The organism is Pseudoalteromonas sp. SWXJZ94C, from assembly GCF_015864385.1.
In the GTDB taxonomy this organism is placed as follows: Bacteria; Pseudomonadota; Gammaproteobacteria; order Enterobacterales; family Alteromonadaceae; genus Pseudoalteromonas.
The window spans coordinates 1-15,008 of the sequence record NZ_JADYXF010000007.1 but is presented as its reverse complement, the minus strand read 5'-3'; the positions used below and the strand labels follow the sequence as shown (position 1 = coordinate 15,008).

Here is a 15,008-nt window from a genome sequence, read left to right as displayed (position 1 = left end):
AGGAACACCTTAATCTAATTGCGTTAAATAGTGATTTAGATCTATTTTAACTGCTTTTTCTTGTAAACGTTCAATAGTTTGGGGATTATTTTGTAAGCGCGCTTGTTGTGTTAAAAATGCATTACTTGAATAAAAACGTGCTGGTACGCATTTCATTTGCCACTCTAACCAATTTTCTATATTTTCGTATCCCGCATTACATGCACTAAGTAACTCACCTAATGCTGCACTTACATCTAATAAATATAAACACGCTGGCAACTTTTTAACCATTACAAACTGTTTTTCTATTACTAGCTCAAAGCCAAGCAAAGTAAACCATGATTGCTGAGCCTCTATAAGTAAGCAATCTTCTTTCGGTAAGTTTACTCGCACAGGTAACAACAAGGCTTTTCCTTCTAAGTTACCAAGTTCTTTAATTTGATTATGCCAGTCATCAACCAATGCATATTTAAAATGTGAGCAATACAATTGCTGCTCGGCACTAAATACGCATGCTCCATCATTAATACTAATGATAGAAACTACCTGTAAGACATTGTTTGCTGGCTCTAATTGGCTTTGCGCTGACGGCATGTTTGCTACATTATCAAAATGTGCTGCGTGTTGTTCGCTCACACCTTGATAAAATGCATTTACATCATGGTGATTCGCACTTGGTGAAGCTCGGTAGGAGCCACTCCCGGCGCCTTTAGAGCCTGATGACGAATTACCAGCGTTGCCAGAGTAAGAGGGCTGTAATTGCGATTTAGGGTAATCAAATACCCCACCGCTCTGCGTATTGTCAGAGTTACTATGTGTTGAGTTCATAAATACAGGTGCAGATTCAACCTGAATACTTACTTGCTCACTAGTAAACTCACCTTGCAGCGGTACTACTACCTGTTTAATCGCTTGTAATATAAAGTCATGAATTAAACGTCCTTGATGAAAACGCACTTCATGTTTAGCTGGGTGAACGTTTACATCAACTTGTCGTGGGTCAATATCAATATAAATAACAAACCCTGGCAGTTCTTGAGTACCACTTACTTCTTCAAATGCTTGGCGTATCGCATGTAAAATAAGCTTATCGCGCATCATGCGATTGTTCACATAAGTATATTGAGTTGTATTAGCTGAGCCCACAGGTAGCACCCAACCATGTAACTGTAAACTCCCCTCTCCGGATTGAATATGCAAACCTTGCTCTGAAAACGCCTTACCTGCAACTTGTGCTACACGTGTAATTGCCTGAGAAGGATCTGTTTTAGCACGGTACTGCCTAACCACTTTTTCGTTGTGGGTTAGTGTAATCGACACATCAAAGCGACTAAGTGCGATGCGTTTTATAAGCTCATCAATATGACTAAATTCTGTTTTTTCAGTACGTAAAAATTTACGTCGTGCGGGTGTATTAAAAAATAAATCTTTAACTTCAATGGTTGTGCCATCAGGATGCGCAACTGGCTTTACCTGCACTTCCATATCACGACCTTGTGCAAAGGCCTGCCAAGCGGTGTCTTGCTCTTTGGGTTTTGAACTAAGTGTTAAACGCGACACAGAGCTAATTGAGGCAAGTGCTTCTCCCCTAAAACCAAGCGAGCAAATATTTTCTAAGTCATCAAGCGACTTTAACTTACTCGTAGCGTGGCGAGAAAGCGCAAGCGTGAGTTCTTCTTTAGCAATACCATAACCATTATCACGAATTCGAATAAGCTTATGACCACCACGCTCTATATCAATTTGAATACGTGTAGCACCTGCATCTAAGCTATTTTCTACTAATTCTTTTACCACCGACGCAGGGCGTTCAACTACTTCACCGGCAGCTATTTGGTTAGCTAAGCGCGCGGGTAATATTTCAATATTCATGGTACTTCCTAGCAAGCATTACGCTGATAATAAATAACTAACTTTGCGGTATATCGAGTTCTTGCCCGATAAATAAAGTGTTAGAGCTGAGTTTATTAACTTGCTTTAACTTACTAACCGTAATGCCGTAACGACTCGCCAACATGCTCAAAGACTCACCAGGGCGCACTTTATGCTTGGTTGGATACTTTGACTTTAACTTAGCAAATAAAGAATCATCAGGTGGATTTTTTAAATAATAATTTTTTATTGAAGTAAATATCGCTTTTGCTAAACGTTCTTGGTGATTAGCGCTCTTAAGTAATTTTTCTTCTCGTGGGTTAGATATAAACCCTGTTTCGACCAAAATAGACGGGATATCTGGTGACTTAAGCACTGCAAGGCTCGCGTGTTGAGGGTCTTTTTTATGAAGCTTTGCAACCTTGCGTAGCTCTTTAACTACTTCATCGGCTACGCTTAAGCCGGTTTTCATTGAGTGATCCATCGACATATCAAGCAGTGCTTGCGCTAAATACTTTTCGTTAGCTGCATCTTTCATCACATCGGCTGCGCCGCCTAAAAGCTCAGAGTGCTTTTCTTTATCTTCTATCCACTTACCTATTTCTGAATTAGCGCGTCTTAACGAAAGCACCCAAACAGAAGCACCATTTGGTCCAGGGCTAGTAAATGCGTCTGCATGAATAGAAACAAAAAAATCTGCTTTTTTCTCTCGTGCACGGTTAGTACGAGTATTTAATTTTACAAAGTAATCACCGCTTCGTACCATGCGCGAAATCATACCGCGCTCGCCATCAATCATGCGCTCTAAACGTTTGGCTATTTGCAATGTTACTGTTTTTTCGTAGGTACCCGATGGACCAATTGAGCCTGGGTCTTCACCACCGTGCCCCGCATCAATTGCAATAACAATATCGCGTTCTTGACTCAATTGACGATTTTTAGCCGCAGTTTGTGCTGGTGATACCGCTGTTGTGTTTTCACTTTTATTATATAAATCAACAACCAGTCTGTTTTTATAGGGACCTGTTGGAGCCAGTGCAAAAACCACAGGTTTTACGGGTTCACTTAATTCAAATACCAAGCGAACACTTTGTTTATTTTTAGGCTTAGAATACCGTAATTTACTTATTATTTGATGCTTTGGCGGCACACCTGGTAGTATTTTCAGCTCACTGGTATTTTCTAAATCGACGACTAATCGACTGGGATTTTTAAGCATGAAATAGCTAAAATCTGGCTTGTTATCTAGATCAAATACCACCCGCGTGCTATCAGGAGAAGGCCAAACGCGCACACTATTAATCGTATTTTTTGCCAATAACGGCAAACTTATAGCAATAACCATAAGATAAATAAAAAATTTAATTACAATACGACTCATTGAACAATCACTGCCTTAACTGTTTTTATTATATTGAGCTAAAAATACTTTATGCAATTTAGCTATTTAGTTTTTCGACTATTGCGACACCGCGCTCACTGGCACTTTTAATAACAATTTTCCGCTCATCATCTACATAGCTTAGAGTAATATCTAAATCAGGCACAGGAATAAATTCCCCTCCTTTTTCTGGCCACTCAACAACACAAATTACATCCGCTGAAAAATAATCCCGTATGCCCATGTATTCAAGCTCTTCCGGATCGCCTAAACGATATAAGTCAAAGTGATAAACATTCGCTTTTTCAAGCTCATAAGGTTCAACTAAGGTATATGTAGGGCTTTTAACTTTGCCCGTATGCCCAAAACCTTGTACTACTCCGCGTGTAAATGTCGTTTTACCAGCACCTAAATCACCATGTAAATAAATCACCGCACCTTGCTCTATAATAGCTGCAATCTGATTGCCCATTGCTACTGTGGCTACTTCATCACTCAGGTGAGACTCAAAACTACGCGACATAACTACCTCAAAAATTTATACAAAGCGCTTGTTTGCTAATCATACCAGATTATTTAACTTAGGCGATAACGGAGCTTATACTCAAGCAACCTCAAAATATAGAATTCAGCGTTTCATAGCGACTTACAATTAATGCCTTACTAAAATTTTTTTACTTCAACTAAAACTCGTACCTTGAGATAGCTTAGATAGATGTAGAATCCAGACATAAAAAAACCGGCTAAGCGCCGGTTTTTATCAATCAAAGAATTATAATCCTAATTTCTTTTCAAGATAGTGGATGTTAGTACCACCATTTTGGAAGTTTTCGTCTGCAAGAATTTTCTTATGCAGAGGAGTATTAGTTTTAATTCCGTCAATTACTAGCTCATTAAGTGCGTTACGTGCACGTGCAATAGCTACATCACGGTTTTCACCGTAAGTAATTAACTTACCAATCATTGAATCGTAATGTGGTGGAACCGTGTAGTCAGCATAAATATGGCTGTCCCAGCGAATACCTAAACCACCAGCAGGATGGAAACGTGTAATTTTACCCGGTGACGGGATAAACGTTTCAGGATCTTCAGCATTAATACGACACTCAATAGCATGACCACGAATAACAACGTCGTCTTGAGTGAATGATAATGGCTGACCCGCTGCAATTTTTAACTGCTCTTTCACTAAATCGATACCAGTAACCATTTCAGTTACAGGGTGTTCAACCTGAATACGTGTATTCATTTCGATGAAGTAAAACTCGCCGTTTTCGTATAAAAACTCAAACGTACCTGCACCGCGGTATCCAATTTCGATACATGCACGAGTACAGCGTTCACCAATAAATTTACGTGTTTCTGCGGTAATACCTGGTGCTGGCGCTTCTTCAACTACTTTTTGGTGACGACGTTGCATAGAACAATCACGTTCACCTAAATGTACTGCATTGCCTTGACCATCAGCTAATACTTGAACTTCGATATGACGTGGATTTTCAAGGAATTTTTCCATGTAAACCATACCATTACCAAAGAACTGCTTAGCTTCTTGTTGTGTTAATGCAATTGAATCAATAAGTTCAGCTTCGCTACGAACAACACGCATACCACGACCACCACCGCCACCAGCGGCTTTGATGATTACCGGGTAACCAATACGCTTAGCGATTTGCATGTTACGTTCTTTATCATCTGATACCGGACCGTCAGAGCCTGGAACACATGGAACGCCTGCTTTTCGCATTGCTGCAATAGCAGACACTTTATCACCCATAAGACGAATGGTGTCGCCTGTAGGACCGATAAATACAAAACCACTTTGCTCAACTTGGTCGGCAAAATCAGCGTTTTCTGCAAGGAAACCGTAACCTGGATGAATCGCTACAGCATCAGTTATTTCAGCCGCAGCAATAATGCGCGGAATATCTAAATAACTTTCAGTTGCTGATGGTCTACCAATACAGATGGTTTCATCTGCAAGCAATACATGCTTAAGATCGCGATCTGCCGTTGAATGCACAGCAACCGTTTTGATCCCAAGCTCTTTGCAGGCGCGCAATATACGAAGTGCAATTTCACCTCGGTTTGCAATGACTACTTTATCTAACATTAGAGTTGGCCTTTTAGGTTACGCTATTATTCAATGATGAATAGTGGTTGATCAAATTCTATTGGCTCGCCATTTTCAGCTAAAATAGCTCTTACTGTACCGGCTTTATCTGATTCAATTTGGTTCATCATTTTCATAGCTTCGATAATACAAAGTGTATCGCCAACTTTAACCTGCTGACCAACTTCTACATATGCTGGAGCTTCAGGAGACGCAGCAGAGTAAAAAGACCCAACCATTGGTGATTTAACTTGATGACCAGTAGGTTCTGCTGGTGCTGCTTCAACTGCTACAGGAGCCGCTGCAACTGGTGCTGCTGGCGCTGGTGCATATTGTTGAGGAGCAAATTGTGGGTAACCTGGGCCTGCGCTCATATTGTTACGGTTAATACGTACTGATTCTTCACCTTCAGTGATTTCTAGCTCAGCAATACCTGATTCTTCTACTAATTCGATAAGCTTCTTTATCTTGCGAATATCCATTACACGACCCGCCTGTTAGTTTGTCTGTTAATTTAAATTAAATTGCGTTTTGCAACCGGCTAACCGCTGCATTTAATGCTGCGTGATAACCCATTGCACCTAATCCACATATCACGCCCTGTGCCACATCAGAAAAATACGAATGATGGCGAAACGCTTCACGTGCGTGCACATTACTTAAATGCACCTCAAAAAACGGAATATCAACACTTAACAGTGCATCACGTAATGCGACGCTAGTATGCGTAAATGCAGCCGGGTTGATAATTATATAATCAACCGCTTGCCAAGCATCATGAATTCGTTCAATGAGTGCTTGCTCACTATTACTCTGAAAATGCGTTAACTTAACATCTAGACTATCAGCGGCACTTGTAAGTTCGCTCATAATTTCACTAAGTGTTTGAAAACCGTATTTTTCCGGTTCACGTTTACCTAGCATGTTTAAATTTGGACCATTTATAACTAAAAGGTTAAATTTTGCAGTCATAATACGCGATATATCCTATAAGTAATGAGTTAAGCAGTTACTAACTAGTTTTTCACTTTTAAGTAAGCAGAAAAAGCAATGTAGCAACAAATTCTCACGTTAACCAACTATTATAGTGATTTCGACGTAAATAGCAGCAAAATACTGGTCTTATCAGTGTTGGAGGTACAAATTAAAGAAGAATTAAGGAGGTGCCACTCTCTAAATTAAGTGGCACCATTGCACTATTATTGTGCGCTGGCGCGCACTATAGCGAGGTGTTTAGCAAAATCATCAGCGTTTAAAAAGCCAGTCACTCGTTGCGTACTAAGCTCTTGCCCTTGAGTGTTAAAAAACAAAATACTAGGTAAACCAAACACCGTGTACTCTTCCATCAGCTCAACTGTTTTATTATCACTTTGCGTCAAATCTATTTGAATAAGTTGATAATGGCTAAATTCATTTTGCACTTTAGCATCAGGAAACGTGTAATGTTCAAACTCTTTACAAGCAACGCACCAATCAGCGTACAAATCGACCATAACCAATCGACCCTCATCGTTTGCTTGTGCTACCGCTTCTTTTAACTCCGTTAAATTGGCAACCTGTTTAAACTCATTATTTTGTGAGCTTACCTGTACTGTTTGTACTTGCGCTGGCCAAAAATAGTTTTTGCTTAAAGTGAAACCAGTGATAACTAAAAGTGTTGCTGCAAACCATAAAGCTGTTTTTAATTTACTTGGACCTTGGCTGCTTTGCCAATGGTGTAAATAAATTGCAGTTGCTAATGCAAGTACACCAGCCATTAGTAAAATAATATCAGCGTTTACAAGTCGCTCAAGTAATATAAGCGGCACAACTAACATTACAAACCCGAATAATGTTTTAACTTGTTCCATCCAACCGCCGGCTTTAGGAAGCAACTTACCGCCAGAGGTACCAAGTAATAACAGTGGTAATCCCATGCCTAAACTAAGCACATAAAGTGTTAATCCGCCCACTAAATAATCGCCACTTTGCGCTACAAATAATAATGCTGCCGACAATGGCGCAGTAGTACAAGGTGATGCTATTAACCCCGAAAGCACGCCCATTAAAAATACGCCTACGTAATTACCACCTTTTTGATTGTTACTAACCTGCGTTAGTTTACTCATCATACTGCTTGGTAGTTTTATTTCGTACCAACCAAACATCGACATAGCGAGCAATACAAACAATAAGCTAAAGCTAATAAGTACATATGGGTGCTGTAAATAACCCTGAACCTGGCCACCAAGTGCAGCAACAACTAAACCTAATGCCGCATAGGTAACTGCCATTCCTTGTATGTATACAAACGATAACGCAAACGCTTTTTTAGTTGATAGGTTTTGCTGCCCCGCTATTAAGCTCGACAAAATAGGGAACATTGGAAATACACATGGCGTAAACGCAAGACCAACACCAACAACAAAAAATATTAATAAATTGGTCATCAAGCTCTGGCTTGCTAGTTGCTCAGTAAAGGTAAGTTCTTTTTCGGTATCACCCGAATCAATTGTTGGTTCAGCAGCCGGCTCATTAAGGGCTGCAAATGTGCTTGCAGTTGTGGCTACTTCATCATTAGCGTTATTTTGTTGTATATTTTTTACTTGGTCATCAACAATTACACTTAGCGGAATACTAATTACTTCTGGTGGATAACAAAGCCCTGCTTTGGCACAGCCCTGATAACGAACCTTTACCACAGCGCCTTCATTCACATTACTTAGCTTACTAACAACGCTTGCGGTATTAAAAAAAACTTCTGTTTTACCAAAAAATTCATCTTCGATAATTTCGCCACTGCCAGAGTCCCCCACCTCTATGGTGGCATCTTTAGCAATGAGCTCTATTTTCTTTTTATAAAGGTAATAGTCTGGCGCAATATCCCAACCCACAAACAAAGTGTTACCTTGTTGGTCAAAATCAAATACAAATGCTTGGTCTACCGGTAAAAAAGTGTGTTGAGGAGGCCCCAGTAAATCGCCAAGCACATTATTAGTTGCAGCCTTTACAGGAACAGTTAATAACGTTACCAATAATAAAAAGAAAAAACGCATTAATTCAGTACCTCATCCATCCAATTAAAATATGCTAAGTTTCCGGTTGCTACATCTATAACTTGTATCTCCGGTACTTCGTAGCTGTGCATTGCTTTTATGGTTAAAAACACATCGTTTGTTTTATCAGCCTTTGTTTTAATTAGTAGTTTAGCCTCTGTTGACTCTGCTACCTCACCTTCCCACATATAAATAGAGCTCATATTTGGCAAAATATTTACACAGGCTGCGAGTTTTTTCTCTACCAGTGCCTTTGCTAATGTGCGTGCTTCATTTTCATCTTTGCAGGTCGTAAAAATCATTTTAAATTGCGTACTCATTATGAACCTTTACTTATTTTATGGTGTCTAGCCTTATAGTATCTGATAGAAGGTACAATGTGTAGACGCTAAAACCACAGTAAAATAACGTTCCCCATGTGCTAACCTTGAAAAGAGACCTAGTCACCCTCACTTATATTTCATCAACTCTTTTGAGTGTCATTATTTAGAGAGCATTATGTTTAGATTTTTATTTGTGTTGTTTATTATCATCCCAATCATCGAAATCGCTTTGCTGATTCAAGTAAGTGATGTGATTGGTGGGTTTGCAACAATTTCGCTTGTCGTTATTACCGCGATTTTAGGTGCTAAAATGGTTAGAACGCAAGGTATGGGCGCACTACAAAATGTGCAAACCCAAATGGCACAAGGTCAAATGCCAGCCAAAGAACTATTTACCGGAATTTGTGTTGTAATTGCAGGTGTATTATTACTTACTCCAGGCATTATGACTGACGTGTTTGGGTTACTATTATTGACCCCTGCAATTCGTAACAAACTGGCCGCAGGCCTTGCTAGTCAAGCAACTGTTAGAATGAGCGCAGGCATGCAACAAGGGTCATCGCCGTTTGCTCAGCAACAACATGCTGAACGAGAGCAAGGGCAAATGGAACGACCAACAACTATTGATGGTGAATATGAGAGAAAAGATTAAATATTTATCGTTTTTTCTCTTGGAATTTTACACTCTACCCCCATTAATGAATGCAAATTAGAAAGCTTTTTTCTGTAATGTACAGAAACTGTTAGGAGAACTAAAAAACATGAACATTCGTCCTTTACAAGATCGCGTAATCGTTAAACGTCTAGAAGAAGAAACAAAATCTGCTGGCGGTATTGTATTAACTGGCTCTGCAGCTGAAAAGTCAACTCGCGGTGAAGTTGTTGCCGTTGGTAATGGTCGCGTTTTAGAAAACGGTGACGTTAGAGCTTTAGAAGTTAAAGCCGGTGACACTGTGTTATTTGGCTCATATGTTGAAAAAGTTGAAAAGATCGAAGGTCAAGAGTACCTGATCATGCGTGAAGATAATATTTTAGGCATTGTAGGCTAAGCCTACTTTTCGTTTATAAACATTTAAGAATTTAGAGGAATTTAAAACATGGCAGCAAAAGAAGTACTTTTTGCAGGTGACGCACGCGCTAAAATGCTAACTGGCGTAAACATCCTGGCAAACGCAGTAAAAGTTACATTAGGTCCTAAAGGCCGTAACGTTGTACTAGATAAATCATTTGGCTCACCAGTTATCACTAAAGATGGTGTATCTGTAGCAAAAGAAATCGAACTTGAAGACAAGTTTGAAAACATGGGCGCACAAATGGTTAAAGAAGTTGCATCTAAAGCAAATGATGCAGCAGGCGATGGTACAACTACCGCTACAGTACTTGCACAGTCTATTGTTAATGAAGGCCTTAAAGCTGTTGCAGCGGGCATGAACCCAATGGATCTTAAGCGCGGCATCGACAAAGCAGTTATTGCTGCTGTTGCAGAGCTTAAAGCGTTATCTGTTCCTTGTTCTGATACTAAAGCAATTGCACAAGTAGGTACTATTTCAGCTAACTCTGATAAAGAGATTGGCGATATCATTGCACAAGCAATGGAAAAAGTAGGCCGTAACAGTGGTGTTATTACTGTAGAAGAAGGTCAATCACTTGAAAACGAACTAGATGTTGTTGAAGGCATGCAGTTTGACCGTGGTTACTTATCTCCTTACTTTATCAACAGCCCAGAAAAAGGTACTGTTGAACTAGATAACCCATTTATTCTACTTGTAGATAAAAAAATATCTAACATCCGCGAATTATTACCAACATTAGAAGCGGTTGCTAAAGCAAGCAAACCACTACTAATCATCGCAGAAGACCTTGAAGGTGAAGCACTAGCTACATTAGTAGTTAATAACATGCGCGGTATTGTTAAAGTATCAGCTGTTAAAGCACCTGGTTTTGGCGACCGTCGTAAAGCAATGCTACAAGATATCGCTGTATTAACTGGCGGTACTGTAATTTCTGAAGAAATCGGCTTAGAGCTTGAAAAAGCAACAGTTGAAGACCTAGGTACAGCTAAGCGCGTAATTATTACTAAAGATGATACAACAATCATTGATGGTGCTGGTGAAGAAGCGGGTATTAGCGGTCGTGTTTCACAAATTAAAGCACAAATCGAAGAAGCAACATCAGACTACGATAAAGAGAAACTACAAGAGCGCATGGCTAAACTAGCTGGCGGTGTTGCAGTAATCAAAGTAGGTGCTGCTACTGAAATGGAAATGAAAGAGAAAAAAGACCGCGTTGAAGATGCATTAAATGCAACTCGTGCAGCGGTTGAAGAAGGCGTAGTACCTGGCGGCGGTGTTGCACTTGTACGTGCAGCTAGCAAGCTGGTTGATTTAGTTGGCGACAACGAAGATCAAAACCACGGTATTAAAGTTGCACTTCGTGCAATGGAAGCACCACTTCGTCAAATCGTAACAAATGCTGGCGAAGAAGCATCTGTTGTAATTAACGCAGTTAAAGGCGGCGAAGGTAACTACGGTTACAACGCAGCAACTGGCGAATACAATGACATGATTGAAATGGGTATCCTAGATCCAACTAAAGTAACACGCTCTGCATTACAATTTGCAGGGTCTATTGCGGGTCTAATGATCACTACTGAAGCAATGGTAGCTGAAATCCCAAAAGATGAAGCTGGCGGCGCTGATATGAGTGGCATGGGCGGAATGGGTGGTATGGGCGGCATGATGTGATAAACATCACCTGCTAAGCACCTAGCTCAAACAAAAACCCAGCTTCGGCTGGGTTTTTAGCTATTGGGCACAAATAAAGTAAAAGCCACAGGTGTGGCTAATTAATAAAATAACTTCGCGTATCCTTTTGCTTCTTAAATGCATGCCAAGCCATACTCAGAGTTAATTTTATTTATTAAAAATTATTAAGGATATTAAGATGAATAAAAAACCTGAACTAATCATTTCATCACTCGATGCAGATAGATTGTATGACTTAATGGAATCACTTCCTGCAGGTAGCTTTGCTAATAAAGAAGAATTGGAAGCTGAACTGGCACGAGCAACAATAGTCGAACCTAAAGATATGCCATCGTCAGTTGTAACGATGAACTCAACTGTAAACTTTATTGTTGAGTCTTCTAAAGAAGAATTTACGTTAACCTTAGTGTACCCAAAGAATAGTGACTCTAGCGGCGATAAAATATCGATATTATCACCTGTAGGTAGCGCATTACTTGGACTGTCACAAGGCGATGAAATTGAGTGGCCTAAACCTAATGGCGGCTTAATAAAGGTAAAAATAAAAGAAGTAACCTATCAACCGGAACGTGCTGGTGAATTACACAGGTAAACACTTTATGCACTTAGCACTAAAAATCGATTTAAAGTAGACCCAGCCTCAGCTGGGTTTTGCTTTTTATTATAAAGCAGATTGATACTGTTTAATTTATACCTATAACTAAGTTACATATTGGGGGCATATACCCTGCGTAATCGTTTACTAATATGATAAAAAGCACATTTATTTAAGAGTACGGAGTAAACTAAACATGACTAACGTTCAACAGCATATCGGCAGCATTGCATTAGTTGTTAAAGACTACGACGAGGCAATTGAGTTTTATACTCAAAAGCTTAATTTTGAGTTAGTCGAAGATACTGATTTAGGAGATGGTAAACGCTGGGTGTTAATTTCACCTCCAAATTCAAACGGGGCTTGTTCAAATGGGACTAATTCGAGCAGGACTAGTCTACTGCTCGCTAAAGCCACAACACCCGAACAGATCAGCGCTATTGGTAATCAAACGGGTGGTCGCGTGTTTTTGTTTTTGCATACCAATGACTTTTGGCGAGATTATAATTTAATGCTTTCTAAAGGCGTTACATTTAACGAAGAACCTCGAGTAGAACCCTATGGCACCGTAGTGGTTTTTGAAGACTTGTATAGTACAAAATGGGATTTATTACAGCTTAATAATTAGTGAGATAAAATGCTGTTAAATATAAAAGCAAAATTTTTATTAAGTGCGGGAGTAATTTCATTCTCAGCAGCTATATGGCATTTACTTTGTATATGGGGTGGCACTAGTTGGTTTATATTTGCTCGCGCCCCAATACAAATAATAGAATCATCACAGCAAGGTACATTCTTTGCGCCTTTAGGTAGTATTGCAATAGCTGGACTCATGTTTGCCTGTACTGCATTTGCCTTATCAGCAATTGGCTTAGTGCGTAACATAGTACTTACTAGAACCGCTTTAATTGCTATTGCAACCTTGTGTATCATACGAAGCTTAATAATTATCCCTGCATTAATGCGTGCCGATACGTGGAATATTATAGCAAGCAGTGTTTGGCTTTATGTAGGTGTATGCTTTTTAGTGGGTGCAATGACGTTTCACAATTTAAAACCGAACACTAATAGTTGAGTGACGCTTAACCTCACGTCACTTTATTAACTAACTCTCTTACAATTGAGAATAAATCACTGGGTAGCATTCCCCTTTGCCCGTCTCGCTCACTTGCGATATCGCCGGCTTTAGCGTGTAGTGTTACACCATAGCGTGCTGCTTCATCAATAGTTAAACCTTGAGCAAGTAAGGCACCAATAATACCAGTGAGTACATCGCCACTGCCGCCAACGGCGAGTGCTGGGTTGCCATCTTCACATACCCACGTTTGCTGAGCATTATCTATTAATGTTCCTGCCCCTTTTAATACACAAGTTGCTGTGTAACGTTTGGCGCAAAGACGAGCATAATTAAAACGATCTGACTCTATCTCGCTGGTACTAACACTAAGCAGTCGAGAGGCTTCACCAGGGTGTGGAGTAAGTACGCATTGCTCTAACATATATGATGAAGCTTGCTTAGCCAGTAAATTAAGGGCATCTGCATCTATAACCAATGGCATTTTATTGTTTTGGCAATATTGCATTACTTCATCGAATGTTTGTTGTGCCCATTCGTCTTGCCCAAGCCCTGGACCAATAACAACGCAGCTTGCCCACTCTAGCGCTTGATGTAAATTATTACTGCTTACCATAAGTTCTGGTCTGCCAATACTAATAGGCGCTATTGAGCTTTCGTGTGTATACACTCTTACCATGCCAGCACCGGCTCTAAGGGCAGCTTCACTACTTAGCCTAATTGCACCTGCAGTACCTTGGTTACCACCAACACATAAAAGCTTGCCATGGCTGCCTTTGTGGCTATTGATTGCTCGTGTGGCTATTCCTTTAAAGCTATTAATATTAATCAGGGTTCCTGATGATTGAGCTATACGAATAAACGCATCGCCAATTGCTAAATCATCAAATACTAACTTACCGCTATATTGTTTACCTGCTGTAGTTGTGAGCCCTTGCTTTATACCCACAAAAGTAACTGTTGAAGTAGCTTGTACTGCGCACCCCAATGGCTGTCCGGTATTAGCCTCAATGCCTGACGGTATATCAATGCTTATTACGGGCTTACCACTGTTATTCACAGCTTTAATAATGCCAGCAAAGTTATCACTCACTGTATTTTTAAGCCCAGTACCAAGGAGAGCATCAATAACTATATCGCACTCATTAAGGGCATCTTTTGTAAAATGAGAAACAAGTCCACCCGCTTCAATCCATAACTGCTGCGCTTTTACTGCATCACCTGTTAATGCCTTGTTAGGATCAACTGCGCATACACTCACTTGTTTTCCTAATTGCTTTATAAGCCTCGCAGCAATATAACCATCTCCAGCATTGTTTCCATGCCCTACAAGCACCAAGGTATGCTGGGCGTTAAATAACTGCCATTGATCCAATACAGCCTCTCCTGCGCGCTCCATGAGGGTAAATAAATCACAATGGCTATTTTTAGCTGCAAGCGCTTCGTTATCTCTCACCTGCTCTGCGCTAAATATGGTTTGATTAAGCATATATGCTCCTGTTAGCTGGCTTTGATTTTACTTTATCAAGACTCAAACCTATCGGCTAGATTAGTAATTAATTTTTATATGTTGTGAGAACTGCTGGGAGGTAAATATTTAGGTGAAAAAGTTATTTAGGTATTAAAAGCCCGAGATTAAACTCAGTTCTTAATAATTAGCTAGGTTAGTAATTACGCTACGATAGTTACTTTAGGCCAAAGGTAGGAACACCGCTTTTATATGACACTTTATTTTAGACATTAAAAAACCCGAGACTAAGCTCGGGTTTTTGGGTAAAAATTAGCTAGGCTAATAATTACGCTACGATAGTTGCTACAACACCAGCACCTACAGTACGACCACCTTCACGGATAGCAAAACGAAGAC

15 protein-coding genes and 1 pseudogene are annotated in these 15,008 nt (G+C 39.9%); 6 read left to right on the top strand and 10 right to left on the bottom strand.

All coding sequences use genetic code 11. The features are described from left to right. Positions 1–9 precede the first annotated feature (9 nt). The 8 genes from mutL to cutA form a co-directional block, all read right to left on the bottom strand. Positions 10–1,854, bottom strand: a complete 1,845-nt coding sequence (mutL, locus tag I6F65_RS04240; protein ID WP_166108760.1) for a DNA mismatch repair endonuclease MutL — start codon at positions 1,852–1,854, stop codon at positions 10–12. 37 nt (positions 1,855–1,891) lie between these two features. Then, the gene (locus tag I6F65_RS04235) at positions 1,892–3,235 is read right to left on the bottom strand and encodes an N-acetylmuramoyl-L-alanine amidase (RefSeq protein ID WP_024610821.1); all 1,344 of its coding nucleotides are present in this window, start codon (positions 3,233–3,235) and stop codon (positions 1,892–1,894) included. 58 nt (positions 3,236–3,293) lie between these two features. Continuing rightward, complete coding sequence (tsaE, locus tag I6F65_RS04230) at positions 3,294–3,758, bottom strand: tRNA (adenosine(37)-N6)-threonylcarbamoyltransferase complex ATPase subunit type 1 TsaE (RefSeq protein ID WP_166108759.1); 465 nt, start codon at positions 3,756–3,758, stop codon at positions 3,294–3,296. 249 nt (positions 3,759–4,007) lie between these two features. Then, positions 4,008–5,348, bottom strand: a complete 1,341-nt coding sequence (gene accC, locus I6F65_RS04225; RefSeq protein WP_024610819.1) for an acetyl-CoA carboxylase biotin carboxylase subunit — start codon at positions 5,346–5,348, stop codon at positions 4,008–4,010. Between the two features lie 26 nt (positions 5,349–5,374). Continuing rightward, positions 5,375–5,830, bottom strand: coding sequence for an acetyl-CoA carboxylase biotin carboxyl carrier protein (gene accB, locus I6F65_RS04220; protein WP_024589567.1), 456 nt, complete (start codon positions 5,828–5,830; stop codon positions 5,375–5,377). Positions 5,831–5,867: 37 nt separating this feature from the next. Further along, a complete protein-coding gene (aroQ, locus tag I6F65_RS04215) occupies positions 5,868–6,320 on the bottom strand; it encodes a type II 3-dehydroquinate dehydratase (RefSeq protein WP_024610818.1) in 453 nt (150 codons plus the stop codon). A gap of 227 nt (positions 6,321–6,547) precedes the next feature. Continuing rightward, complete coding sequence (locus tag I6F65_RS04210) at positions 6,548–8,383, bottom strand: protein-disulfide reductase DsbD (RefSeq protein WP_166108758.1); 1,836 nt, start codon at positions 8,381–8,383, stop codon at positions 6,548–6,550. Then, on the bottom strand, positions 8,383–8,703 hold the full coding sequence (cutA, locus tag I6F65_RS04205; RefSeq protein ID WP_024610816.1) for a divalent-cation tolerance protein CutA: 321 nt from the start codon (positions 8,701–8,703) through the stop codon (positions 8,383–8,385). The genes I6F65_RS04210 and cutA overlap by 1 nt, the downstream gene beginning before the upstream one ends. Positions 8,704–8,881: 178 nt before the next feature. On the opposite strand from cutA, the gene I6F65_RS04200 reads away from it, so the two are divergent. From I6F65_RS04200 to I6F65_RS04175, 6 genes are all read left to right on the top strand, one after another. Then, entirely contained in the window at positions 8,882–9,358 is a 477-nt protein-coding gene (locus tag I6F65_RS04200) for an FxsA family protein (RefSeq protein ID WP_024610815.1), read from the top strand. Positions 9,359–9,467: 109 nt separating this feature from the next. Continuing rightward, positions 9,468–9,755: a co-chaperone GroES gene (locus tag I6F65_RS04195; protein ID WP_007580032.1), complete on the top strand. Its 288-nt coding sequence runs from the start codon at positions 9,468–9,470 to the stop codon at positions 9,753–9,755. Positions 9,756–9,803: 48 nt separating this feature from the next. Then, a complete protein-coding gene (groL, locus tag I6F65_RS04190; RefSeq protein WP_024610814.1) occupies positions 9,804–11,450 on the top strand; it encodes a chaperonin GroEL in 1,647 nt (548 codons plus the stop codon). A 199-nt stretch (positions 11,451–11,649) separates the two neighbouring features. Continuing rightward, positions 11,650–12,063 carry a nucleoside diphosphate kinase regulator gene (gene rnk, locus I6F65_RS04185; protein ID WP_024610813.1) on the top strand — a complete coding sequence of 138 codons (414 nt, stop codon included), beginning with the start codon at positions 11,650–11,652 and terminating at the stop codon, positions 12,061–12,063. A gap of 199 nt (positions 12,064–12,262) precedes the next feature. After that, complete coding sequence (locus I6F65_RS04180; protein ID WP_024610812.1) at positions 12,263–12,694, top strand: VOC family protein; 432 nt, start codon at positions 12,263–12,265, stop codon at positions 12,692–12,694. A gap of 9 nt (positions 12,695–12,703) precedes the next feature. Further along, positions 12,704–13,141 (top strand): hypothetical protein, encoded by a 438-nt coding sequence (locus I6F65_RS04175; RefSeq protein WP_024610811.1) that lies wholly within the window; start codon positions 12,704–12,706, stop codon positions 13,139–13,141. Positions 13,142–13,154: 13 nt separating this feature from the next. Here the strand turns inward: I6F65_RS04175 and I6F65_RS04170 are convergent, their stop codons facing one another. Then, positions 13,155–14,630: a bifunctional ADP-dependent NAD(P)H-hydrate dehydratase/NAD(P)H-hydrate epimerase gene (locus tag I6F65_RS04170; RefSeq protein ID WP_024610810.1), complete on the bottom strand. Its 1,476-nt coding sequence runs from the start codon at positions 14,628–14,630 to the stop codon at positions 13,155–13,157. Positions 14,631–14,937: 307 nt separating this feature from the next. Beyond that, a pseudogene (locus tag I6F65_RS04165) lies at positions 14,938–15,008 on the bottom strand (elongation factor Tu); the annotation flags it as partial.

What these genes read in the sequence shown, in the direction of transcription:
- I6F65_RS04195 (WP_007580032.1), top strand. Translation starts at nt 9,468, where the DNA reads ATGAACATTCGTCCTTTACAAGATCGCGTAATCGTTAAACGTCTAGAA.
- accC (WP_024610819.1), bottom strand. Translation starts at nt 5,348, where the DNA reads ATGTTAGATAAAGTAGTCATTGCAAACCGAGGTGAAATTGCACTTCGT.
- I6F65_RS04235 (WP_024610821.1), bottom strand. Translation starts at nt 3,235, where the DNA reads ATGAGTCGTATTGTAATTAAATTTTTTATTTATCTTATGGTTATTGCT.
- I6F65_RS04175 (WP_024610811.1), top strand. Translation starts at nt 12,704, where the DNA reads ATGCTGTTAAATATAAAAGCAAAATTTTTATTAAGTGCGGGAGTAATT.
- I6F65_RS04200 (WP_024610815.1), top strand. Translation starts at nt 8,882, where the DNA reads ATGTTTAGATTTTTATTTGTGTTGTTTATTATCATCCCAATCATCGAA.
- cutA (WP_024610816.1), bottom strand. Translation starts at nt 8,703, where the DNA reads ATGAGTACGCAATTTAAAATGATTTTTACGACCTGCAAAGATGAAAAT.
- I6F65_RS04180 (WP_024610812.1), top strand. Translation starts at nt 12,263, where the DNA reads ATGACTAACGTTCAACAGCATATCGGCAGCATTGCATTAGTTGTTAAA.
- I6F65_RS04210 (WP_166108758.1), bottom strand. Translation starts at nt 8,383, where the DNA reads ATGCGTTTTTTCTTTTTATTATTGGTAACGTTATTAACTGTTCCTGTA.
- I6F65_RS04170 (WP_024610810.1), bottom strand. Translation starts at nt 14,630, where the DNA reads ATGCTTAATCAAACCATATTTAGCGCAGAGCAGGTGAGAGATAACGAA.
- accB (WP_024589567.1), bottom strand. Translation starts at nt 5,830, where the DNA reads ATGGATATTCGCAAGATAAAGAAGCTTATCGAATTAGTAGAAGAATCA.
- groL (WP_024610814.1), top strand. Translation starts at nt 9,804, where the DNA reads ATGGCAGCAAAAGAAGTACTTTTTGCAGGTGACGCACGCGCTAAAATG.
- mutL (WP_166108760.1), bottom strand. Translation starts at nt 1,854, where the DNA reads ATGAATATTGAAATATTACCCGCGCGCTTAGCTAACCAAATAGCTGCC.
- tsaE (WP_166108759.1), bottom strand. Translation starts at nt 3,758, where the DNA reads ATGTCGCGTAGTTTTGAGTCTCACCTGAGTGATGAAGTAGCCACAGTA.
- aroQ (WP_024610818.1), bottom strand. Translation starts at nt 6,320, where the DNA reads ATGACTGCAAAATTTAACCTTTTAGTTATAAATGGTCCAAATTTAAAC.
- rnk (WP_024610813.1), top strand. Translation starts at nt 11,650, where the DNA reads ATGAATAAAAAACCTGAACTAATCATTTCATCACTCGATGCAGATAGA.